Here is a 22,705-nt window from a genome sequence, read left to right on the forward strand (position 1 = left end):
GGCCGCCGTTATTCGAAGGAATGGGCTTCGCCGGTCTCGTTGACAGGCGGCAGGGGAAACAGATCACGACCCGAGATGAGGCTGAGGACATTGCCGACGAGCTGCAGCGCCAGCCGCAGCACCAGGACGCCGCAGCCGAACGGCACCAGCGCGGCCGAGATCCAGGTCGGCCAGGCAATGGCGCCGGCCAGCACGTCTTGCTGCTCGTAATTCTCCAGCGCGCGCTCGAACCCGACCTTGCAGATCAAAGCGAAGACGAACAGGCCGGTGAGTGCGGTGACGATCTCCGACAGCCTCCGGCCCCCGGTGGGAAAGCGCGAGAGCAGGATGTCCACGCCGACATGCGCATGCACGCGCAAGGTATCGGACAACGTCAGGAAGAACACGGCGGCCAGAAGGTAGAGCCCGATCAGGTCGTAGGTGAAGGAGAACGGGCTGTTCATGACGTAGCGCATGAACACGTCGGCCACCACCAAGGCCATGATCGCAAACAGAGCGACCGCGGCGATCACCGTCAGCGCGCGCTCCAATACGCCGAGCACGTCCGTCGCCCGCTTGATCATCGCTCTCCCTTTCCGCTCGATCCTGTAGGCAGCGCCCCCTGCGGCGCTACTTCGCGCCACTCGCCGCGAGCAAGCCTTCGAACTCCTTCAGCGCGGCGGAAGCCTGCTTGCCGCGGCTGTCGAGCCCGGCTGCCCATTCCTGCGCGACGCCCTTGAGCTTCTCTTTCATCTCAGCACGCGTGGCATCCGGGAGCGCGGTGAAGCCGATCCCCCCGTCCTTCATCTTCTGCCGTGTCGCGTCCTGCTCCTTGTCGACGTCGGCGCAGGCCTTCGGCGTGATTGCTTCCGACGCGGCGTCCATCGCCTTCTTCACATCGTCGGGCAGCTTGTCCCAGACCGATTGATTGATCGAGTAGGCAACGATGAAGCTGCCGAAGCTGACGCCGTCGGTCGCGTATTTGACGAGCTTGTCGAGGCCATAGGCGACGACGCTGTCCATGGGGAACAGCAGCCCGTCCATCGTGCCGCGCGACAGCGATTCATAGGCATCGGGCGCGGCCATGCGCACCGGCACCGCGCCGAGCGTACGGACCGTCAGATCCTGCGCACCGCCGGTGGTGCGCAGCTTCAGCCCCTGCATGTCCTTGATGGTCTCGACCTTCGCCTTGGCGGTCCACACCTGATAGGGCGGCAGCACCACGGCCATCAGCAGCTTGATCTTGTTGGGCGCATATTCCTGCTTGGCGAGGATGCCTTCCCGCGCCGTTTTCCAATAGGCCAGCGTGCCCTGGCAACTGGTCTGGAAGGCGCCCGGCAATTGCGCGACCTCGGACAGCGGCATCTTGTCGGAGACGTAGGACGGCCCGATGTAGCCGATGTCGACCACGCCGGACTGCGTCAGCCGCAGCATGTCGGTGGCCTTGCCGATCTGCTGGTTCGGATAATGCGTGAACGTCACCGCGCCGTTGGTGCGCTTGGCGACATCGTCCATCCACGGCTTCAGCATCAGGCGGACGAGATAGTGGTCGGCGGGGAAGCTGTCGGCGACCTTCAGCTCCAGCGCCTGCGCCGGCAATATCGAGACCGGCAGTGAGAATGCCAACGCGGCGGCCGCCCAGACCCAATTTCTCTTCATTCGCTTTCTCCCTGACGCGCCCTCACGCCGACGGCGGCAGCCAATTTGCTGCCGGTCGCTTCGGCCTCGCTTCTTGCTTGAGAAGTTTGTACATATATGTGAATTTATATGTCAAGTATATGAACTAAGCATAGGCCTATGCGGCTCTTGGCGAAGCCTACGAATTGACATGCTCGTTTTCTGAACACTAACTCCACGTATATGAACTCTCACGCGAGGCCTCATGGGACCGCTCGCCGGCTTCACCATTCTCGACCTGACCTCCGTGTTGATGGGCCCCTACGGCACACAGGTGCTGGCCGACATGGGGGCCGATATCATCAAGGTCGAAAGCCCCGAGGGCGACATCGTCCGCCAGATCGGTCCCGGCCGCACGCCCGGCATGGGCGGGATGTTCCTCAATGCCAATCGCGGCAAGCGCAGCATCGTGCTCGATCTCAAGAAGAAGGAAGGCCGCGACGCGCTGCTAAGACTGGCGAAGCGCGCCAATGCGCTGGTCTACAACGTGCGCCCGCAAGCCATGGCGCGGCTCGGCCTCGACTACGAGAGCCTCCGCGCGATCAACCCCGCGCTCGTCTATGTCGGTGCGTTCGGCTACGGCCAGTCCGGTCCCTACGCCGCAAAGCCCGCTTATGACGATCTGATCCAGGGCGCGGCGACCATCCCGACACTGCTGGCAGCCGCCGGCGACGGCACGCCGCGCTACGTCCCCGTCACCATCGCCGACCGCATCGTCGGGCTGATGATGGTCAATGCGATCATGGGCGGGCTGATGCACCAGCAGCGCACGGGGGTGGGCCAGCGCATCGACGTGCCGATGTTCGAATCGATGGCGGAGTTCGTGCTGGTCGATCATCTCGGTGGCCTCACCTATGACCCGCCGCTCGACCATGGCGGCTATCCCCGCCTGCTGTCGCGCTACCGCCGGCCCTACAAGACCAGCGACGGCTATCTCTGCGTCCTCATCTACAACGACAAGCACTGGCGCAGCTTCTTCGAGGCGATCGGGCAGCCACATTTCCTCGATCAGCCGCGCTTCGCCAACCACGCCGCGCGCACCAAGCATATCGACGAGATCTACGCGGAGATCGGCCAGATCTTCACCACGCGCACCACCGCGGAGTGGCGAGAGCTGCTGGAGCGCGCCGACATTCCGGTGATGCCGATGCACACGCTGGAGAGCATCCTGGACGATCCGCACCTCAATGCGGTCGACTTTTTCAAGACGGTGGACCACCCCGTTGAGGGACGCATCCGCCAGATGCGCGTACCCTCCACCTGGAGCGCAACCCAGCCGGAGCCAGCCGGTCCCGCGCCGACGCTCGGCCAGCACGGCCGCGACATCCTGCATGAGGCCGGCTTCTCGACTGAAGAGATCGACCAGCTCGCAGAGCAGAAGGCAGTTCACCTGGCGCCGCTGCCGTAAGAAGCGGGCGGCGCCGGCAAAAATCGAGACACAGGGAGGAAACCGCGATGGCCGGACTTTATTTCGAAGACTTTTCCGTAGGCCAGGAGTTCAGGCATCCGCTGACTCGGACCGTCACGGAGATGGACAACACCATGTTCAGCCTGCTGACGCTCAACCCGCAGCCGCTGCATATCGACGCGCATTTCGCCGAAAAGACCGAGTTTGGGCAGCGCATTTTCAACAGCCTTTACACCCTCGGCATCATGATCGGCATGACGGTCTATGATACGACCATGGGCACCACCGTTGCCAATCTCGGCATGACCGACGTCACGTTTCCAAAACCGGTCTTCCATGGCGACACCTTGCGGGCGACGACGAAGGTGCTTTCGTTGAGGGAATCCAAATCGCGCCCGAGAGCGGGTATCGTCGAGTTCGAGCACCACGCCTTGAACCAGAACGACGAGATCGTCGGAAAATGCCGCCGCATGGCGATGATGCACAAGAGGCCGGTCTGATGCGTTCGATGCTGTTCGTGCCGGGCGATTCCCCGCGCAAATTCGAGAAGGCGAGCAAGGGCAAGGCCGACGCGCTGATCATCGACCTGGAGGATTCCGTCGTCGCCGAGAAGAAGCCGGAGGCGCGCACCCTGACGCTTTCGATGCTGAAGAGCCGCCCCGGCCCGCACCAGCTCTATGTCCGCGTCAACGCGCTCGACACCGGCATGACGCTGTCCGATCTCGCCGCGGTGCTGCCCGGCAAGCCCGACGGCATCGTACTGCCGAAATCGCAAGGCGGCGACGACGTGCGGCACGTCGCAACCTGGCTCGAAGCGCTGGAAGCGGCATCCGGCATCGCGGCCGGCACGACGCGCATCGTCTGCGTGGCGACGGAGACGGCAAGCTCGATCTTCGGCCTCGGCAGCTACAAGGGCTGCTCCCCCCGCCTCGCCGGCCTGATGTGGGGCGCGGAAGACCTCTCGGCTTCGCTCGGCGCCACCGAGAAAGCCTCGGGTGGCGTGTTCCACAGCCCCTATCGCCTCGCCCGCGATCTCTGCCTGATGGCCGCGGCCGCGGCCGAGGTCGCGCCGATCGACACGGTCTATACCGACATCGACAACCTCGCCGGCCTGGAAGCCGAAACGCGCGCCGCGCGGCGCGACGGTTTTTCCGCCAAGGCCCTGATCCATCCCAAGCATGTCGATGTCGTCAACGCGGCGTTCGCGCCCACCGAGGCCGAACGGACCTGGGCGGAGAAGGTGATCGCGGCGTTCGCGAGCAACCCGAGTTCCGGCACGCTGCGGCTCGACGGCCAGATGATCGACAAGCCGCATCTTCGCGCCGCAAAGAAGATCCTCGGCCAGCCCTAGAGCCCAGTTCCGATGGAATCGGAACTGGGCTTGAAAACGCTCTAGATCAGGACGCAAAGCCCGCCATGATCGTTCGCCAAGCCGCAAACGTCCTGGAGATCATGGAATTCTTCGCGCAGGCGAGGAAGCCGGCGACGCTTGCGGAGATCGCCGATCATTTCGGCTGGCCGCGCTCGTCGACCTTCAACCTTCTCACGACGCTCTCGGAGAAGGGCTACCTCTATGAGCCGCGGCCGCGCGCCGGCTTTTATCCGACGCCGCGCTGGCTGGCGATGGCGCGGATGATCTCGGAGGTCGAGCCCCTGCCGCAATGGACGCATCAACTGATCGCCGATCTCTCCGCCGAGACCGGCGAGACCGCCTCGATCGTGGCGCCGGCCGGCGTGATGGCCGTGTTCATCGACGTCGTCGAATCTCAGGCTGCGATCCGTTATTTCGCGACCATCGGCCATCGCGTGCCGATCCATGCAACGGCCAGCGGCCGCTCGTTGCTGCTGCAATATTCGCAGGAAGAGCGCGACTCCGTCTATCGCAAGATCGAGTTCAAGCAATACGGCTCGTCGACGCCGATCAGCATCGAGGCGGTCGAGACCGAGCTGCGCAACTCGATCGCGCGCGGTTACTGCCAGAGCTTTGGCGATTACAGCCGCGATCTCGCCGGCGCTGCGATCCCGTTGCCGGTCGGCGACCGCCGCCTCTCGGTCGTCGTCGCCGGCCCGGAATTCCGCATTGGTCCCAGGGTCGGCGAGGTCGCCGCGCTGATCGCGCGCACGGTCGATCGGCTGCGGCCGAAGGCGCCGGCTTGACGCTGCGGTCTCAGTCGAAACCTTGAACGGGCGGCGTCGAACTCTGCGCCGGTACGGCAGGCGCGGCTTGAACCGGCGGCGGGGCCGGATTGGCGGCCGCTCTCATCTGGCCATTGGCCTCCATCGCCTGGCGCATACGCGGTTGGTTCCTGGCCGCGGCTGCGCGACGCGGCGGCGGCCGATGTCCTGCCGAGCGCGAACCTCTCACGCCCCACGATCGCGCGATCGAAGGTCCCGCGGTGTAGCCGATCAAGGCGCCGGCGACCGCGCCGACCGGTCCCAGCACGACCGCGCCCGTCACCGCGCCGAGCGCCGCGTCCCCCGCACGCTCCTGCGCAACCGCGCTCACGGGCACAAAGGCCAGCAATGCGACAGCAGTGATCAGAGCTTTGGTCATCGGAGCGTCTCCCTCACGGGAAACCACTCCTGCTCAAATATGGCCGCACGAGGTTCGCTTGCCGGCCAACAAATGGCAATCGCCGGGTGGAACCGGGCGTCGGGCGACGGTGGCACTCCTCCCGCCGGTGCGCACATCGTCATGGCCGGGACGAGCCCGGCCATGACGATGTGGAGACCAGGTTGCCGCAAATCGCTCAAACGCGATCGTCCGGCCGCACAGGGAGGGCGAAAGCAGCTACACGATCTTGATCGACATATCCGGCAAGCCTTCGAGCTTGCACAGCAGCACGTCGCCCTTCACGACGGGACCGACATTCTCCGGCGTGCCGGAATAGATGATGTCGCCGGCTTTCAACTCGAACGCTTCCGACAGCTTTGCGATCTGCTCGGCCACGCTCCAGATCATCTTGCTGAGATCCGAGTTCTGCTTGACCGTGCCGTTGACCGCCAGCGAGATCGCGCCCTTCTCGAAATGGCCGGTCTTGCTGGCGGGGTGAATCGGGCCGAGCACCGCGGCGTGGTCAAAGCTCTTGCCGATCTCCCAGGGCTTCTTCTCCGCGGCCATGCCGTTCTGAAGGTCGCGCCGGGTCATGTCGAGGCCGAGCGCGTAGCCATAGACGTGGTCGAGCGCCTTATCGACGGGGATATTGGTGCCGCCGGATTTCAGCGCAGCGACCAGCTCGACCTCGTGATGATAGTTCTTGGTCAGCGACGGATAGGGATGATCGGCAACCTCGCCGACCGCGACGTTCTGGATCGCGTCGGTCGGCTTCTGGAAGAAGAACGGCGGCTCGCGGTTCGGATCCGAGCCGCGCTCGATCGCGTGTGCGGCATAATTGCGCCCGATGCAGTAGATGCGCCGGACCTGGAACACCTCTTTCTCGCCGACGATCGGGATGGTCACCATCGGTACCGGAAAGATCGGCTTGGGTCCAGCCTGCGCTGCGGCCGGAACGACGTCGGCCATGGTTGCCGCGGTCGCGACGGCGGCAGTTGCAAGCAGATCGCGTCGCGTCGGTGAGGTCCGTTTCATCTCGGGGCTCCCTTCCTTGTCGTTGGGCCGCTTCAGGCGCGCCGCTCCGGCTGATAGTCGATCTTCAGCGTGCCAGCAACAGGAACGCCGCGGTGCGGGCTTCAAACATCTTGACAGCTGCTTCGCGCTGAATATTTTTTTCGTCGAGAAAGCACTTTCTCACCCTCGAGAATCAAAGGATCCAAAGCGACCGTCTGGAGAGACGATGATGCTTGATGAGAATTTGGCCCGTATACGCGCGCACCGCAACAATATTCACCGCTATCGGCGGCTGCTGAAAACAAGGCTGTCGCGGCTGGAGCGCAATTTCATAGAGCGGCGCCTCGTAGAAGAGAAGTCGGCGCTCGATGCGCTGACCGCGGCGACCTTCCCTGTTGGCTTCCGCGCACCCGGGGTGACGGCCGAGGTGATGGGGGTGGCGCAATGAACAGTCAGCGGGCGCTGCTCATTCGCGGCAGCGAAAAGGTGATCGGCCATTACGAGCTTCTGCTCGCGAGCGCCAAGACCGAGCATGAGCGCGAGCTTTATCAGCAGCGCATCGAGCGCGAACGTCGGCTGATCCGCGACCTGCAGGACGAGCCGGATTATCGCGCCGCCTAACTTGCTCCGCCTCTGCCGCTTGCGGGGGAGGCGGAGACACCCTCTCCCCGGCCCTCCCCGCGAGCGGGGAGGGAGCGCACCTCCGTCATCGCGGCAATTGAACCTCATCCCGTCATGCTCTAGCGAACGAGGCGATTGGGGCCTGCGAGCGCACTGCTTGATTGGTTCGCCGGTGCCACCCGCACGGTCGCGGTGAGCGGTGTGCCATTGCGCAGCAGATTGAGCCTCACCTCCTCGCCGACACGTGCCAGGCCAATCGTATTGCGGAGTTGTGCGGCGGTGCGGATCGGACGCTCGTCGGCAGCGGTCACGACGTCACCCTTGCGCAGGCCTGCCCTCTCGGCGGGCGAGTCTGTAGCGATCTCGGCGATCACGGCGCCCTGGGTCAGTCCCTTGTTGATCGACGGATGCAGGTCTTTCAGAGAGACACCGATGCGACCGCGCTCGACGCGGCCGCTCGCGACGATCTGCTCCATCACCTTGCGCGCCATGTTGACCGGAATGGCAAAGCCAATGCCGACATTTCCGCCGGCAGGCGAGATGATCGCCGAGTTGATGCCGACCAGTTCGCCGCGCAGGCTGACCAGCGCCCCGCCGGAATTGCCTGGATTGATCGCAGCATCGGTCTGGATGAAATCCTCATAGCCCTGCTTGCCGAGGCCGGTGCGGCCGAGCGCGCTGACGAGGCCCGATGTCACGGTCTGCCCGAGCCCGAAGGGATTGCCGATCGCGAGCACGAAATCGCCAACGTCGAGTGCGTCGCTGTCGCCGAAGGGCAGCGCCTTGAGGCCCGTGGGGTTCTGGACCTGGAGCACGGCCACGTCGGTCGGCGGATCGCGTCCGACCACCTTGGCGGAGAACTGCCGACCATCCTTGGTCGTGATCTGAACGGCAGACGTGCCTTCGACCACGTGATTGTTGGTCAGCACATAACCGCGCTCGGCATCGACGATCACCCCGGAGCCGGTCGCGTTGACCTCCTTTTCAATCTGCCGGGGAACGTCGAAGAACTCGCGAAACAAGGGATCGCGATAGAGCGGGTTGTCCTCGCGCACGCGGCCGTGCACGGAAATGTTGACCACGGCGGGTGTCACCCGGCGCACCAGAGGCGCCAGGGTCGGCACCGAGCCGCCGGTCTTCATGTCGGGGATTTGGCCGGCAGCAGGCTGTGACGCCGTGAGCGTCAGCATCAGCATCGCCAGCAAGAGCGGACGCACAGCGTTCATCTTTTTTCCTGCCGCCTTGTATGGATATCGCAGAACGGGGTGGCTCACTCGCCGTCGCGTGACGCGGCGATCCAGCCTTGCATGGCGAGGAACGGAGCGGCGAAGGTCGCCGAAACCTGGCCGAGCAACACCAATCCCAGAACAGTCTGCGTGAGCATCATGGATCATGCCCCTCAGCGGCGGCCCAGGGCCGCCGCAGCCGCATCGGCACGCCGCCGCCGCGCGGCGGATCGTCATTGTCGTTGTCGCCGTCGAGCTTGCGCAAGCAAGCCAGGATATCGGCGAGCCGTACCGTGTGGCTCATCCCGGGGATCTCGCGTAAGCCGGGACAGGATTCGACCGCGTACATGTCGGATGCCCAGGACGACAGGATGATCCGCTTCTCCGGCGGAGAGAGTTCCTCAGCATTCAGGACATCGTCAGGCGAATCGTAATGGGCTGCAGGGTAAAATAGCGGATTGGGAGTCCCGGCATTGCTATTCACGTTGGTCATTTCTGAACCTCCCCTCATGCTCCTTTCCAAGGGACGAGCTTGTTGACGACGAGACGGCGGCGACAATCGCCGCCGTCCAGCTTGATGCTGTTGGTTGCAACAGCGAGAGCTTAAGCCGCTTTCTTCTGCTCGATCTGCGAGGCCGCAGGCGCGGCACCCGTGATCGGAATCCGGCGGGGCTTCATGGCTTCCGGAACCTCGCGGACGAGGTCGATGATCAGCAGCCCGTCCTGGAACGAGGCCTGCTTCACCTGGACATAGTCGGCAAGGTTGAACACGCGCCGGAAGGGCCGCGCAGCGATGCCCTGGTACAGATATTCCCGCGCGGCGGTCTCGGGTTTCCTGCCCTCGATCGTCAGCGCATTCTGTTCGGCCGTCACCGTGACGTCGCTGGCGCCGAAGCCCGCCACCGCGAGGCTGATCCGGTAATGGTCCTCGCCGGAGCGTTCGATGTTGTAAGGGGGATAATTGTCCTCGGTCGCCTGGCGCAGCGTGCTGTCGACGAGGTCGGCCAGGTGATCGAAGCCGATGGTGGAACGCCACAGGGGCGCGAAGTCGAAACTGGTCCTCATAACCAAGTCCTCCTGAGAGCAAGATGGATACGAAGGAGCGCAGGACAGGATCCCAGACGAGGTCCGAAGCCGGCCCGGCGCCCGCACCGGACCCGATACGGGCGTCCGGCACACCGCTCTCGCGGCGAAAAACGACTTAGAAAATCAGAAATAGCTTTCAAGGGGCGGTTCAAAAATTTTTAGAGCCCGACAGAGACCCAGAGATATTCGCTATTGACAAACTAATTCGCTTATATCTAACTTTTCTAGGACCAGCCCGCCGCGCCATGCGGCCAATAAGAGAGAGGAAACAACCATGAGAGGGCTTCTGGCCTGCGCCTTGCTCGCGGCCATGACATCGGCTGCCGTAACCACAGCCGCGACCGCGCAAGTCTCCGACGACGCGGTGCGGATCGGCGTGCTGACGGATCTGTCGAGCTGGGGCCGTGACAATTCGGGGCCAGGCTCGGTCGAGGCGGCAAAGATGGCGGTGGAGGAATTCGGGCCGACCGTGCTCGGCAAGCCGATCGAGATCATCAGCGCCGACCACCAGATGAAGACCGATGTCGGCGTGCAGATCGTGCGCGGCTGGTTCGACAACGGCAAGGTCGATGCCGTCGTCGACATCCCCAATTCCGGCATCGCGATCGCCGTGCACAACATGGTGCGCGAGCGTAACAAGATCGCGCTGCTCTCCGGCCCCGGCGCGAGCTCGCTGACCGACGAGCTGTGCAGCCCCAACACCGTGCACTTCACCTACGACACCTATGCGCTGTCCAAGGTGACGGCCTCAGCCGTGATCAAGGAAGGCGGCAAGTCCTGGTACTTCATCACCGCCGACTACGCCTTCGGCCAGCAGCTCGAGAAGGACGCGACGCGCTTCATCAATGAGATGGGCGGCAAGGTGCTCGGCGGCGTCAAGCATCCGACCAACACCGCGGACTTCTCGTCCTTTGCGCTGCAGGCGCAGAGCTCGAAAGCCGACGTCGTCGCCTTCGCCAATGCGGGCCAGGACACCGACAACGCCATCAAGCAATCCGGCGAGTTCGGCCTCGTGCAGGGCGGCCAGAAGCTGGTTGGCCTGCTGATGTTCGACACCGACGTGCACGCGGTCGGCCTCAAAGCCGCGCAAGGCACCTATATGACGACGGCGTCGTACTGGAACATGGACGAGGCGACGCGCGCCTGGTCGAAGAAGTTCTATGAGCGAACCAAGGTGATGCCGACCATGATCCATACCGGCGTCTATGGCTCGGTCCTGCATTACCTGAAAGGCATCAAGGCCGCCGGCACCGACGATTCCGCCAAGGTGATGGCCAAGATGCGCGAGCTACCGATCGAGGATATCTTCGTCCACGGCGGCAAGTTGCGCGAGGACGGCCGCGTCATCCGCGACATGTATCTCGCCAAGGTGAAATCGCCCGACCAATCGAAGGAACCGTGGGACTATCTGGACATCGTCAAGACCGTGAAGGGCGAGGACGCCTTCCGCCCGGTCTCCGAGTCCAAATGTCCGCTGCTGAAGAAGTGAGGTCCAGATGACAGGCAACGGGCATGGCGCAAGCGAAACCTACGAGTGCGATGTGCTCGTGGCCGGATCGGGCTGCTCCGGCATGTCGGCCGCGATCACAGCCCGCTCCCGCGGCCTCGACGTCTTGATCGTCGAGAAGGAGCCGCGCTTCGGCGGCACCACCGCCCGCTCCGGAGGCTGGCTCTGGATTCCCGGCACCTCGCTGGCGAAGGCCTATGGCATCGCGGAAACGCCGGAGCAGGCCCGCACTTATTTGCGGCACGAAGCCGGCAACAATTTCGATGCGGAACGCGTCGATGCATTTCTCACGGCCGGCCCCGAGGCGGTCGATTTCTTCACCACCAAGACGGCGCTGCGCTTCGACATGCCGCTGGTGTTTCCGGACTATCACGCCGAGGCGCCCGGCGGCGCGCAAGGCGGTCGCTCCATGGTGACGCGTCCGTTCGACGGCCGCGAGCTCGGCGACCTCATCAAGTCGCTGGGCATGCCGCTGCCCGAGCTCACCGTGTTCGGCATGATGCTCGGAAGCGGCAAGGAGATCATCCACTTCATGCGCGTGACGAAGTCGCTGACCTCCGCGGTCTACGTCGCCAAACGCCTGTCGCGACACCTGATGGACGTGCTGCGCTATGGCCGCGGCATGATGCTGACCAATGGCAATGCGCTTGCGGGGCGCCTTGCCAAATCCGCGCTCGACCTGAAGATTCCGATGTGGCTGTCCTCGCCCGTGCGCGAGCTGACGGTCGAGAACGGTGCGGTCACCGGCGCCATCGTGTCGCGCGAGGGACGCGAAGTCCGCGTCTGCGCGCGACACGGCGTCGTACTCGCCTGCGGCGGTTTCCCGCACGACGTCGAGCGCCGCAAAAAGATGTTTCCGCACGCGCCGACCGGGAACGAGCATTATTCGCCGGGGCCTACCGGCAACACCGGTGACGGCCTGCGTCTCGCTGAACGCGCCGGCGGCCATGTCGAGGACCGCCTGCCCAACGCGGCGGCCTGGGTGCCGGTGTCGCTGACGACGCGCAAGGACGGCTCGAAGGGCGTGATGCCGCATTTCATCGACCGCGCCAAGCCCGGCGTCATCGCGGTGATGCGCGACGGCAAGCGCTTTGCCAATGAGGGCAACTCCTATCACGACTTCGTCCAGGCCATGATCAAGGCGGCCAAGCCCGGCGAGGAGATCGCGGCCTATCTCGTCTGCGATCACAAGACGCTGCGCAAATATGGCCTCGGCTGCGTGCCGCCCTTCCCGATGCCGCTGGGTCATCACCTCGAGACCGGCTATCTCATGCGCGGCGATACGCTGGAGGCGCTGGCGGCGAAGACCGGCATCGATGCCAGGGCATTCGCCGAGACGGTCAGGCAGTTCAATGCGACCGCGCCGCAAGGTCATGACGCCGCCTTCGGCAAGGGTTCGAAGGCCTATAACCGCTACCAGGGCGATGCGATGCACGGCCCGAATCCCTGCGTCGCGCCAATCGAGAACGGGCCGTTCTATGCCATCAAGATGGTGGTCGGCGACCTCGGCACCTATGCCGGCATCGTCACCGACGCGAATGCCCGGGCGCTCGATGCCGAGGGACGGGTGATTCCCGGGCTTTATGCCGCCGGCAACGACATGGCGAGCATCATGGGCGGCAATTATCCCGGCGCCGGTATCACGCTTGGGCCCGCGCTGACCTTCGGCTACATTGCCGGCCGGCATCTCGCCGACAGCGCCGCCAAGCGCGACGCGGCCTAAAGCCAAGCGCATCGGAGGCGCATGAAGAGAGAAAGCCGCGGCATTCAGTCCATCGAGGTCGGCGGAGAACTGCTTCGCGCGCTCGCCCGCAGCGGCGAGCCGATGATGCTGCGCGATCTCGCGCGCGAGGCCGGCATGACGCCGGCCAAGGCGCACCCTTATCTTGCCAGCTTCTCGCGCATCGGCCTGATCGAGCAGGACGAGACCACCGGCCGCTACGAGATCGGCGCGCTGGCGCTGGAGCTCGGCCTGATCAGCCTGCGCCGGCTCTCCGGCGTGCACATCGCAAGGCCGAAGATCGCCGCGCTCGCGAGCCAGATCGGACATGCGGTGTCCCTCGCCGTATGGGGCACGCACGGTCCGACCGTGGTCCAGCTCGAAGAGCCGGCTCAGCCGGTCCACATCGTCATGCGCGCCGGCTCGGTGATGGCATTGCTGGAGACCGCGACCGGCCGGGCGTTTGCGGCCTTCCTGCCGGAGAAGACGATCAACGCCGCGCTCGAGAGCGGCCTCGACCGTCACGGCGTCGGTTACAATCCCAAGCGCGCGGTGAAGGGCGCCAAGGTCGCGGAGATGCTGACCGAGGTGCGCAAGCACGGCCTCGCCCGCGCGCTCGGCGATCCCCTGCCCGGCGTCAACGCGTTCTCGGCCCCCGTGTTCGACCATTCCGGTCACGTCGCGCTGGTCATCACCGCGATGGGGCCGGAAGGTACCTTCGATGCGCGCTGGGACAGCCCGATCGCGCATGCTTTGCGGGATTGCGCCGGCGGCATCTCGAAGCGGCTGGGTCACGGGATCACCGCTGCCGCGGAGTGAGTGCCTCTATTTCTCCTTCACCGGCACCGTGTAGTTCAGGATCAACCGCCCACCGTCCGGATAGATCGTCTGTCCCGTGATGTAGGACGCATCGTCACTCGCGAGGAACGCGACGACGGAGGCCACCTCGCTCGGCTCACCGCCGCGCCCCGCAGGCGTGCGGGACATCACGGTCTTGCGGGCCTCCTCCGATGTGTAGATCGACGACGCGACCATGTCGGTCAAAATCGTGCCCGGCCCGACCGCCACGACCCGGATGTTGTGCGGAGCGAGCGCGACGGCGGCGACCGACGTCAGCTGCTTCATGCCGCCCTTGGACATCGCATAGGTCGCGAGAGCCGGGATCGCCAGCAGCGCGTTCACCGAGGACATGTTGATGATGACGCCGCCGCCACCTTGCGCGATCATCTGCTTGGCCGCGGCCTGCACACCGAAGAACGCACCCTTCAGGTTGATGCCGATGATCTCGTCGAACTCCTCTTCGGAGATCTCCAGGATGTCCCGGTTGCGGGCGACGCCCGCATTGTTGACCATGATGTCGAGCCGGCCGAATTCCTTCACGGCGGTGGCGACGAGCTGATCGACATCGGCACGCTTGGCCACGTTGCCGACAACGGTGCGCAGGGCGTCCGGGCGGCCCAACTCGGCGGCCGTCGCGGCAAGGCCCTGGGCATCGACGTCGGAGATGACGACCTTGACGCCGTCGTCCAAAAATCTCTTCGCACAGGCCTTGCCGATGCCGCGCGCCGCGCCGGTGATGGCGGCGACCTTGCCGGATAGTTTCATGGGCTCACTCCAGGACTTGTGACGATGTCGCGGACGCGCTCACGCAAAGACGCGCGGGCGCAGTCCAGCATGAAACCAGGTGATCATGGAATAGATGTCGTAGACGGGCAACCCGACCTCGGCCTGAAGCGCCGCCGCGTAAGGCGGCATGTTGGTGCATTCGAGCACGATGGCGCCGACGTCAGGATTCTTGGCGACGAGCTGCTTGCCGGCCTCGACCACGTCGCGCTCGGCCTGTGCGATGTCCATGTCGTCCTTCTCGGCCTTGATCAGGACGCGAAAGAACTCCTTGCCGTTCTCGGTGCCGACCAGCGGCGTATCGAGCGGCACGCCGGCGCCTTCGAGATGGGCCGGCGTCAGGGTCGAGCCCGAGACCGTGACGAGACCGACGCGCTTGCCCGGCGGCAGGGTCGCCTGCACCCACGGCACCTGCATCAGCGACGAGGTCGCAACGGGCACGCCGACCGCGGCCGCGATCTCCTTCTGGAACAGCGAGAGGAAGCCGCAATTGGTCGTGATGGCTTCGGCGCCCAGCCGCACCAGATCCTTCGCCGCGTCGATGAAGTCAGGCAGCAGGCCGGCCGCGCCCTTCAGCACCACCTTCTCGGGAGAGGCGCCGCTCACCACGCGATAGAGCACGGGAAACGGCCAGGTCGTGCCGTTGCCCATGTCGCCGGGAATGCGGGGAAAGCGCGCTTCCAGCATCAAGATGCCGAGCGGCGCACCATAGATGGCCTTGCCGCCACGGGCGATCCGGGATGACGAGTTGGCAGGATAAGTCATGTTGCGACCTCAGAGGAAACGTTCGGGCGCGAAAGGGAGAAGCGGAATTTCGGGCGGCTTGCCGCTGAGGAGCTGCGCGACAAGGCGGCCGGTACGGGCCGAGCCGACCAGGCCGACATGGCCATGGCCGAAAGCATAGACGATATCACGCGAGGCGCGCGCATGGCCGATACAGGGGCGCCCGTCCGGCATGCTCGGCCGATGGCCGAACCACGTCTTGATGCGCGAAGCTGGAATGTCCTTCGGCAGTTTCGGGAACATGCCGAGAAGATGATCGCGCAGGATCTCGGCGCGTTTCCAGTTCGGCGCGGCCTCAAGGCCCGCGATCTCGACGGTGCCGGCGGCGCGCAGGCCCTTGTTGGTCCAGTTCACCACCATCTTGGCGTCAGACGCCATCATCGAACTGCGCGGACCTGTTTCCGGATTCTCGATCATGACGTGATAGCCGCGCTCGGTCTCCAGCGGCAGGAAATCGCCGACGGAGGCGGTGAGCTGCTTCGATCGCGCACCGGCGGCCACCACCGCAGCATCGCAAGGTATCTCGCCGGTCTCGGTGACAACGGCGACGAGCTTGTCGCCGTCGAGCCTCAAGCCGGTCGCCTTGGCCCGTATATGCTTGGCTCCGCCAGCGGTCGCATGATTGGCGAGGGCTGCGACATAAGCGCCGGGATCGCGGCAGCGGCCGGCCTCTTCCACCACCACGCCAAAGGTGTAGCGCGAATGCAGGTCAGGCTCGCGCTGGCGCATCTCGTCGGCGGAAAGCTCCAGCCATTCGACGCCGACCTTCCGGCGCAGGCGCCAGCCGAGATCATTGTCGAAATTGCCGCGCGAGGGAAACACATGCATGACGCCATTGCGCTCGATCAGCTCGGGGACACCAGCTTCTTCGGCCAGCTTCCGGTGCAGCAGCGGCGCGTCCTTGAGGAGATCGCGTAGCGCGAACGCCGTGGTCTCAACCCGCGCCGCGGTCCACCCCGAGAGCAGATATTTGATCAGCCAAGGCAGCGCCTTCGGCAGATACGACCAGCGGATCGCGAGCGGCCCTAACGGGTCCATCAAATAGCCCGGCACCTTCTTCCAGATGCCCGGCTCGGCCGGCGGGATCACCGAATGCGACGACAGCCAGCCGGCATTGCCATAGCTTGCCGCCTGCTCGCCGCCGGGCTCGCCCGGATCGATCAGCGTGACGCGGTGGCCCTCGCGCAGCGCCTCGATGGCGCTGATCACACCGACCGCGCCAGCACCGATGATGGCGACATGGCGACCGGGCGCCATCGCTTTAAGCCTTCACCGCCGGCGTAAAGTCCTTGCCGACGGAGATCGCCCTGGGATCGATGATGCAGTGGAGGATCGACGGCTTGCCCGAGGCCAGCGCGCGCTCGAACGCCGGCGCGAACTCTTCCGTGCGCTCGACGCGCTCGCCATGTCCGCCGAACGCCTTCGCATACATCGCAAAGTCGGGATTCTTGAGCTGGGTGCCGACGACGCGGCCGGGATAATCGCGCTCCTGGTGCATGCGGATGGTGCCGTATTGCGCATTGTCGACGACGATGGCGATCAGCGGCGCATCGTACTGCACGGCGGTGGCGAACTCCTGGCCGTTCATCAGGAAGCAGCCGTCGCCGGCGAAGGCGACGACGATCCGATCCGGATATTGCCGTTTCGCAAGCACCGCCGCTGGCACGCCATAGCCCATCGAGCCCGAGGTCGGCGCCAGCTGCGCCGCAAAGCTGTGGAAGCGGTGATGGCGATGGATCCATCCGGCATAATTGCCGGCGCCATTGCAGACGATGGCGTCCTTCGGCAGCCGGTCGCGCAGCCAGGTCATGACCTGGCCGTACTGGAACGTGCCGGGCAGCTCGCGCGCCTTGTCGGTCCAGGCGAGGTAATCGGCATGCGCCTTGGCGGCCTCGCCCTTCCAGGCAATTGCGCCCGCGGGCTTCAGCGTCTCGACGGCGGCAGCGAACGCGGCGGGCGTTGCCTGGATCGCCAGATCAGGCTGATAGACGCGGCCGAGCTCTTCGGAGCCGGGATGTACGTGAACCAGCTTCTGCTTCGGATTGGGAATGTCGAACAGTGTGTAGGACGAGGACGGCATCTCAGACATGCGGCCGCCGATCAGCAGGACGACGTCGGCGTTGTCGATGCGCGCCTTCAGACCCGGGCTCGGTCCGATGCCGAGATCGCCGGCATAATGCGAATGATCGGCATCGATCAGCGAGGCCCGGCGGAACGAGGTCGCGACCGGCAGGTCGAAGCGCTCGGCAAAGCGCGCGATGCTCTTGGTCGCCTCGTCGGTCCAGCGCGAGCCGCCGAGGATGACCAGCGGCGCCTTGGCGCCCGCGAGCATGGCGCCGAGCTTTTCGAGATCGGCCGGGGCGGGCCAGCTCACCGCCGGCTCGATGCGCATGGCATCGGCAACGGCGGCAGTCTCGGTCAGCATGTTCTCCGGCAGCGCGATCACCACGGGACCGGGGCGGCCCTGCATGGCGACGCGGAAGGCGCGCGCCACGAGCTCCGGAATGCGGTCGGGACGGTCGATCTCGACCGCCCATTTCGCCATGGAGCCGAACACGGCCTTGTAGTCGAGCTCCTGGAACGCCTCACGCTCGCGCATGCCGGTGTCGACCTGGCCGACGAACAGGATCATCGGCGTCGAATCCTGCATGGCGATATGGACGCCGTGGCTGGCATTGGTGGCGCCGGGGCCGCGGGTGACGAAGCAGATCCCGGGCCGCCCGGTGAGCTTGCCGTAGGCTTCCGCCATCATGGCAGCGCCGCCTTCGGCGCGGCAGATCACGACGTCAATCGGGCTGTCATGCAGCGCATCGAGGGCCGCCAGGTAGCTCTCACCGGGCACGCAGGTGACGCGGTCGACGCCTTGCGCGACGAGCTGATCGATCAGGATCTGGCCGCCGGTGCGGGTGTTGCGGATGGTCATGTCGGCTCCCTCAAGGCTCTGGCGATACGCCATTATTCGCCGAACTGGGTAAGACACGCCGACAGAGCGCGCAAGCGCCAAAGGCGATCATAGCCTGCGCAGGCGTCATGCCGGTCCGTGCCCCCTGCACGACAGGCTGCTCGCAATGACGGAGTATGACGCAACAGCATCGCTCTTCTCCATCTCGCTTGCAGACGCGCCTTCGCCTTCTCGCAGCGCCTTGCGCCCGAGTCTTGCGCTTCTCGTCACGCCCTCAATGAAAGGGCGCAGGGAAGGCCGGGCGCCGGCTGGCACCCGCTTGTCCGTCGTGCGATGAAAATGCACACGCAATGCACAACGGATGACAGGTGAAGCCGGAAACGTCCGGCCTTCCCTGCGCGATGTTTGACGGCGTATGGCGCGCTCTCCCGGGAGCCGACCTTTCCTTTGGCCTCCCTCGTCTCGCGGATTGACGGCGCGCCTTGCCCGGTTGGGCTCGGCGCACCTCCGCAAGGCTTGACTGTAGCAACGACAGCCAGGACCACGCGATTTGGCCGTACGCTTCAGCGCCGCTCGTCCGCACGCGGCCAGGACCTCACGGGGTTGATCCCGCCCTGCTCCCGCCTGTCGTGCACGACGCCGCCTGCGTCCACCGCTCCCCGATCCGCGGTTCGAAACGACGTACGACCGCCCCTTTCGCCGGATCGGGATGGACGACACATACGCCGAAACCGAATTTCGGTAAAGTAGAATATTTTTGACGCTGCGCTTGACAGAGGCCGACACAGGCACGCGTGCGCTGCCCAGACCGCATGCACTTGCGGCGGCTACCGAGCCGCGACGTTTTCGTCTACGATCCGGCCGAACTCAACGGGGACACCGGAATGCAGACCATCGGCCTGATCGGCGGCATGAGCTGGGAGAGCACGGCGCTCTATTACAAGCTGATCAACGAGCGCGTCCGCGAACGCATGGGCAAGCTGCATTCGGCTCCGCTGCTGCTGTACTCCTACGATTTCGAGAAGATCAAGCAGATGCAATATGCGGGCCGCTGGGCAGAGGCGGCGGCCAGCCTCGCCGAGGTCGCGCGGCGTCTCGAAAGCGCTGGTGCACGGGCGATCGTGCTGTGCACGAACACGATGCACAAGCTGGCGCCCGAGATCATCTCTGGCGTCAGCATTCCGTTCATTCACATCGGCGATGCGACGGCGCAGCGGATCCGGGCGAAAGGCTACCGGCGGGTCGGGCTGCTCGGCACCAAGTTCACGATGGAGGAGGACTTTTACGTCGACCGGTTGCGCGCGCATGATCTCGACGTGCTGGTTCCTCCCACCGAGGCGCGCGCCGACGTCAACCGCATCATCTATGACGAGCTGTGCCTTGGAATCGTCACTGACCCCTCGCGTCGCCGCTATCGGGACGTGATGGCAGCGCTCGTCGCCGCCGGTGCGGACTGCATCATCCTGGGCTGCACCGAGATCACGATGCTGGTCGGGCCCGATGATACCTCGGTCGAGACGTTCGACACCACGGCCATTCACGCGGAGACGGCGGCGGATTTCGCCATCGGGGGATCTTAAGCGACGCCTCGCGCCTTGGGCCCGCCCAATTGCGCCAGCAGCTCCGTCCATAGCCGCGACCGCACCTCGTCTTTGAGAGAGACGACATGGAACGGCTGGCCGAAAATCGCGAGCGGCTCGTTGCCTGACGTGAACCGCGGCCAGGCCTCCGCGGCGTCGGGCACGCCGGTCGTGACGAAGCGCAGCACATCGGCCTGAAAACGCGCCGCGACCTCGACGTCGTCAGGCATCATCGGGCCGCCCTTGCGCTTCAGGATCGGGCGATCGACGAAATCAGGCAGATGCGCCCAGAGACAGGCGTTGTCGGCACCGTGGGTCGGGCCTTGCGACAGGAACGGCTCCAGCGCCGGTCGGTGATCGAACCGGCTGAGCCACACTGCGCCGCCCGCCCCGGCCTGCAGCCGCGCGAGATCGGCCATCGGGCGATGCCAGAACGCATCCGACAACAGCGCCTCGTACGGATCCTCATCGGCGCGCGCGGTGGCACGGTATGAGGACAACAGGCGCTCCCAGCCGGTATCGCCGAATGAGGCGCGCAGCTGCCGCTCGGTGGCGCGGATCATCGCGGCCGGCGGCGTGCTTTTCAGGAACATCACCATCTCGTCGCGGCAGGAGCCGAGCCAGAGCGGAATGTCGCGCAAGGCCCCACTGGCGAAGACATCGCGCGGCTCGCGCGGGATCACGGCGCCGTCGAGCACCGGCCCGAACAACGTGCCCTGCTCGGTCTCGTCCGCCAGCCTGCGGCCGACCCGCTCCACCGCAGCGAACAGTTTTGGCAGTGGCACGGACCCGATCGCGGCTGGGTCGCGCGCCAGTTCGAGCTCGTCGAGCACGCGGCGCGCGACGTCGTCGGCGTGATCGGCGCGCATGATGGTTCGCCCGGGCGCGCTGAGCGCGAGCGCGCGGATGAATTTTCCCCTCGCCTGAGGCAAGGTCGCGAGCGCGATCACCATGGAGGCGCCAGCCGACTGGCCGGACAATGTGATTGCGTCAGGATCGCCGCCGAAATTCGCGATATTGGCGCGCACCCAATGAAGCGCGGCGAGCGTATCCTGGAGCGCGAGGTTGTTGGCCTCGTGAAGGCCGTGACGATGCAGCTGCAGGAATCCGAGCGGGCCAAGCCGGTAGTTGATGGTGACGATCACCGCCGGGCCGTTCGCGGCGAGGAAGGCGCCGTCATAGTCCGCACCGCCGCCGGTGACGAAGGCGCCGCCATGGACGAAGAACAGCACCGGCAGCAGACGATCGGCCCCCGCCGGCGCCCAGATGTTCAGGCTGAGACAGGCTTCCTCAATGGCATGATCGAGATGACCGGGTTGCGGCGCGTAAGGACCGAAATCCGTGCAAATCAGCGGCGCCGTCCAGCCAGCCGGCGGCACCGCCTTCGCGAAGCGGCGCGCCGTCGCATAAGGCACGCCCTTGAAGACGCGCATGCCGTTCTGCACGAGACCTGTGACGGGCCCGCTCGTGGTCGAAACTGCATTGGTCAACATGCGATTGTCACCCTGCCCGTCGCTCAAGCACGCCGCTTGCCGAGATCAGCGATGTCGACGGTGTGGGTTTCGCGCGCGGTCGCCGCGGCCGCCGCCGAGATCACGCAGCAACAGGCAACGAAGATCGCGACCGGAATCCAGCCGTTCGGTCCCTCGCCGACCAGGCTCGCGCTCACCAGCGGCGTGAAGCCGGCGGCCAGGAAGCCGAGCTGGGTGCCGATCGCGGTGCCGGAATAGCGCACGCGCGCCTCGAACATCTCGGCATAGAAGGACGGCCAGATCGCGTTGGGCGCGGCATAGACGATGCCCGAGAGGATCATCGCCGCGGCGAAGATCGTCGGCGTATTGCCTGAGGTCACCAGCATGAAATAGGGGAACACGAGCACCGCGCAGCCCAGCACGCCGCCGATGAACACCGGCTTGCGGCCGATCTTGTCCGCCAGCAAGGCCCACAGCGGCTGGGTGATCAGCGCGGTGACGTTGCCGAGCACGCCGGCCCACAGCATGGTCGGACGCGCCACGCCGAACTTGGAGGTGACATAGCCGAGCGCGAACACGGCGGTCATGGTGCTGACGGTGGCGATCAGCGCGCAGACGATCACGCGCAGCACATCGGGCCAGTAGTCGCGCAGCAGCGTAACGACGGGGAAGCGCGCCACTTGCGCCTTGTCCTTGATGTCCTCGAACACGGGCGTTTCGGGCATGGTCCGCCGCACCAGATAGGCAACCAGCAGCACCAGCGCGGAGAGCAGGAAGGGAATGCGCCAGCCCCAGCTCAGGAGCTGGTCTTCCGGCAGGCTCGACACCGGGATGAAAACCAGCGTTGCCAGGATCGCGCCGGCCTGGGTGCCGCTCAAGGTCCAGCTCGTGAAGAAGGCGCGGTTGGAATTGGCGGAATGCTCCAGCGTCAGCGAGTTCGCCCCGCTCTGCTCGCCGGCGGCAGACAGGCCTTGCAGCAGGCGCAGCAGCGTCAGGATGACAGGCGCGGCATTGCCGATCGCCTTGGCATCCGGCAGCAGGCCGATCGCGAGCGTCGAGCCGCCCATCAGCACCAGCGTGAACAGCAGCACCGTCTTGCGGCCGATGCGGTCGCCGAAATGGCCGAGGATGACGGCGCCGACCGGCCGGGCGATGTAGCCGATGCCGAAGGACAGCAGCGCGAGCAGCGTCGCCGTCGAAGGATCGACATTGGCGAAGAACACTTTTGGAAAGATCAGCGCCGCCGCGGTGCCGTAGATGAAGAAATCGTAGTATTCGAGCATGCTGCCGACGAAGCTGACCAGCGCGGCGCGCTTGGGCAGCTTGTCTTGCGCGGCTTCCGCGCCGGATGACGCGCGCAGCGCCGCGGTTGACGTCAACGTCATTCGAATCTCCTCCCCATGTGGCCGGTGCGGTTCGCGTCAGGCGGGCCGCCTCGCGCGCGTTTCTGGTTCAGATTGCCGCAGCAGTGGTTTTACGCCATAATGTACGAACTAGTACGTTTATGCAATACGCGTTGGATCACCGCCGGAAGGCGCCAAATTTGCCTTCAC

22 protein-coding genes and 1 pseudogene are annotated in these 22,705 nt (G+C 65.3%); 10 read left to right on the forward strand and 13 right to left on the reverse strand.

Annotated features, from left to right (window positions below):
• Window positions 1-8: 8 nt before the first annotated feature.
• Together XH83_RS29415 and dctP are read right to left on the reverse strand one after the other, a co-directional pair.
• The gene (locus tag XH83_RS29415) at window positions 9-563 is read right to left on the reverse strand and encodes a TRAP transporter small permease (RefSeq protein WP_194404117.1); all 555 of its coding nucleotides are present in this window, start codon (window positions 561-563) and stop codon (window positions 9-11) included.
• A gap of 46 nt (window positions 564-609) precedes the next feature.
• Complete coding sequence (gene dctP / locus XH83_RS29420; RefSeq protein ID WP_194404118.1) at window positions 610-1,638, reverse strand: TRAP transporter substrate-binding protein DctP; 1,029 nt, start codon at window positions 1,636-1,638, stop codon at window positions 610-612.
• 223 nt (window positions 1,639-1,861) lie between these two features.
• On the opposite strand from dctP, the gene XH83_RS29425 reads away from it, so the two are divergent.
• From XH83_RS29425 to XH83_RS29440, 4 genes and pseudogenes are all read left to right on the forward strand, one after another.
• Window positions 1,862-3,064, forward strand: coding sequence for a CaiB/BaiF CoA-transferase family protein (locus XH83_RS29425; RefSeq protein WP_194404119.1), 1,203 nt, complete (start codon window positions 1,862-1,864; stop codon window positions 3,062-3,064).
• A 32-nt stretch (window positions 3,065-3,096) separates the two neighbouring features.
• A pseudogene (locus XH83_RS29430) lies at window positions 3,097-3,564 on the forward strand (MaoC family dehydratase); the annotation flags it as partial.
• Window positions 3,564-4,415 (forward strand): CoA ester lyase, encoded by an 852-nt coding sequence (locus XH83_RS29435; protein ID WP_194404120.1) that lies wholly within the window; start codon window positions 3,564-3,566, stop codon window positions 4,413-4,415. The pseudogene XH83_RS29430 and the gene XH83_RS29435, both read left to right, overlap by 1 nt.
• Window positions 4,416-4,480: 65 nt before the next feature.
• Window positions 4,481-5,221, forward strand: a complete 741-nt coding sequence (locus XH83_RS29440) for an IclR family transcriptional regulator (protein WP_194404121.1) — start codon at window positions 4,481-4,483, stop codon at window positions 5,219-5,221.
• A 10-nt stretch (window positions 5,222-5,231) separates the two neighbouring features.
• Here XH83_RS29440 and XH83_RS29445 read toward each other — a convergent pair whose 3' ends face one another.
• A complete protein-coding gene (locus XH83_RS29445; RefSeq protein WP_194404122.1) occupies window positions 5,232-5,618 on the reverse strand; it encodes a hypothetical protein in 387 nt (128 codons plus the stop codon).
• A 237-nt stretch (window positions 5,619-5,855) separates the two neighbouring features.
• Window positions 5,856-6,653, reverse strand: coding sequence for a fumarylacetoacetate hydrolase family protein (locus XH83_RS29450; RefSeq protein ID WP_194404123.1), 798 nt, complete (start codon window positions 6,651-6,653; stop codon window positions 5,856-5,858).
• Window positions 6,654-6,858: 205 nt separating this feature from the next.
• Here XH83_RS29450 and XH83_RS29455 point away from each other — a divergent pair, with 205 nt between their 5' ends.
• Together XH83_RS29455 and XH83_RS29460 are read left to right on the forward strand one after the other, a co-directional pair.
• Window positions 6,859-7,080 (forward strand): hypothetical protein, encoded by a 222-nt coding sequence (locus XH83_RS29455; RefSeq protein ID WP_371746178.1) that lies wholly within the window; start codon window positions 6,859-6,861, stop codon window positions 7,078-7,080.
• Entirely contained in the window at window positions 7,077-7,253 is a 177-nt protein-coding gene (locus XH83_RS29460; protein WP_194404124.1) for a hypothetical protein, read from the forward strand. Before XH83_RS29455 ends, XH83_RS29460 begins: the two co-directional genes overlap by 4 nt.
• A gap of 119 nt (window positions 7,254-7,372) precedes the next feature.
• Here XH83_RS29460 and XH83_RS29465 read toward each other — a convergent pair whose 3' ends face one another.
• From XH83_RS29465 to XH83_RS29475, 3 genes are all read right to left on the reverse strand, one after another.
• Window positions 7,373-8,479 carry a trypsin-like peptidase domain-containing protein gene (locus XH83_RS29465; RefSeq protein ID WP_194404125.1) on the reverse strand — a complete coding sequence of 369 codons (1,107 nt, stop codon included), beginning with the start codon at window positions 8,477-8,479 and terminating at the stop codon, window positions 7,373-7,375.
• Between the two features lie 157 nt (window positions 8,480-8,636).
• A complete protein-coding gene (locus XH83_RS29470; protein WP_194404126.1) occupies window positions 8,637-8,972 on the reverse strand; it encodes a hypothetical protein in 336 nt (111 codons plus the stop codon).
• 110 nt (window positions 8,973-9,082) lie between these two features.
• Complete coding sequence (locus XH83_RS29475; protein WP_194404127.1) at window positions 9,083-9,544, reverse strand: Hsp20 family protein; 462 nt, start codon at window positions 9,542-9,544, stop codon at window positions 9,083-9,085.
• A 295-nt stretch (window positions 9,545-9,839) separates the two neighbouring features.
• Between XH83_RS29475 and XH83_RS29480 the strand changes: the two genes are divergently transcribed.
• Genes XH83_RS29480 through XH83_RS29490 form a run of 3 tightly spaced genes read left to right on the forward strand, consistent with a single transcriptional unit; the run spans window position 9,840 to window position 13,611 of the window.
• Window positions 9,840-11,054 carry an ABC transporter substrate-binding protein gene (locus XH83_RS29480; RefSeq protein ID WP_194404128.1) on the forward strand — a complete coding sequence of 405 codons (1,215 nt, stop codon included), beginning with the start codon at window positions 9,840-9,842 and terminating at the stop codon, window positions 11,052-11,054.
• 7 nt (window positions 11,055-11,061) lie between these two features.
• Window positions 11,062-12,795, forward strand: a complete 1,734-nt coding sequence (locus XH83_RS29485; protein WP_194404129.1) for an FAD-dependent oxidoreductase — start codon at window positions 11,062-11,064, stop codon at window positions 12,793-12,795.
• Window positions 12,796-12,816: 21 nt separating this feature from the next.
• Window positions 12,817-13,611 carry an IclR family transcriptional regulator gene (locus tag XH83_RS29490; protein ID WP_194404130.1) on the forward strand — a complete coding sequence of 265 codons (795 nt, stop codon included), beginning with the start codon at window positions 12,817-12,819 and terminating at the stop codon, window positions 13,609-13,611.
• Window positions 13,612-13,617: 6 nt separating this feature from the next.
• Here XH83_RS29490 and XH83_RS29495 read toward each other — a convergent pair whose 3' ends face one another.
• From XH83_RS29495 to XH83_RS29510, 4 genes are read right to left on the reverse strand one after another with little or no spacing between them, the layout of a single operon-like run.
• Window positions 13,618-14,397 carry an SDR family NAD(P)-dependent oxidoreductase gene (locus XH83_RS29495; protein WP_194404131.1) on the reverse strand — a complete coding sequence of 260 codons (780 nt, stop codon included), beginning with the start codon at window positions 14,395-14,397 and terminating at the stop codon, window positions 13,618-13,620.
• A gap of 39 nt (window positions 14,398-14,436) precedes the next feature.
• Entirely contained in the window at window positions 14,437-15,180 is a 744-nt protein-coding gene (locus XH83_RS29500; protein WP_194404132.1) for an aspartate/glutamate racemase family protein, read from the reverse strand.
• A 9-nt stretch (window positions 15,181-15,189) separates the two neighbouring features.
• Complete coding sequence (locus tag XH83_RS29505; protein WP_194404133.1) at window positions 15,190-16,455, reverse strand: FAD-binding oxidoreductase; 1,266 nt, start codon at window positions 16,453-16,455, stop codon at window positions 15,190-15,192.
• Window positions 16,456-16,459: 4 nt separating this feature from the next.
• Window positions 16,460-18,121 carry a thiamine pyrophosphate-binding protein gene (locus XH83_RS29510; protein ID WP_194404134.1) on the reverse strand — a complete coding sequence of 554 codons (1,662 nt, stop codon included), beginning with the start codon at window positions 18,119-18,121 and terminating at the stop codon, window positions 16,460-16,462.
• Between the two features lie 863 nt (window positions 18,122-18,984).
• On the opposite strand from XH83_RS29510, the gene XH83_RS29515 reads away from it, so the two are divergent.
• Complete coding sequence (locus XH83_RS29515; RefSeq protein WP_194404135.1) at window positions 18,985-19,680, forward strand: aspartate/glutamate racemase family protein; 696 nt, start codon at window positions 18,985-18,987, stop codon at window positions 19,678-19,680.
• On the opposite strand, the gene XH83_RS29520 is transcribed toward XH83_RS29515, so the two are convergent.
• Window positions 19,677-21,173, reverse strand: a complete 1,497-nt coding sequence (locus tag XH83_RS29520) for a carboxylesterase/lipase family protein (protein ID WP_194404136.1) — start codon at window positions 21,171-21,173, stop codon at window positions 19,677-19,679. The genes XH83_RS29515 and XH83_RS29520 overlap by 4 nt on opposite strands.
• A gap of 23 nt (window positions 21,174-21,196) precedes the next feature.
• Entirely contained in the window at window positions 21,197-22,537 is a 1,341-nt protein-coding gene (locus XH83_RS29525; protein WP_194404137.1) for an MFS transporter, read from the reverse strand.
• Window positions 22,538-22,705: the final 168 nt, after the last annotated feature.

This window comes from Bradyrhizobium sp. CCBAU 53351, assembly GCF_015291745.1.
GTDB lineage: Bacteria > Pseudomonadota > Alphaproteobacteria > Rhizobiales > Xanthobacteraceae > Bradyrhizobium.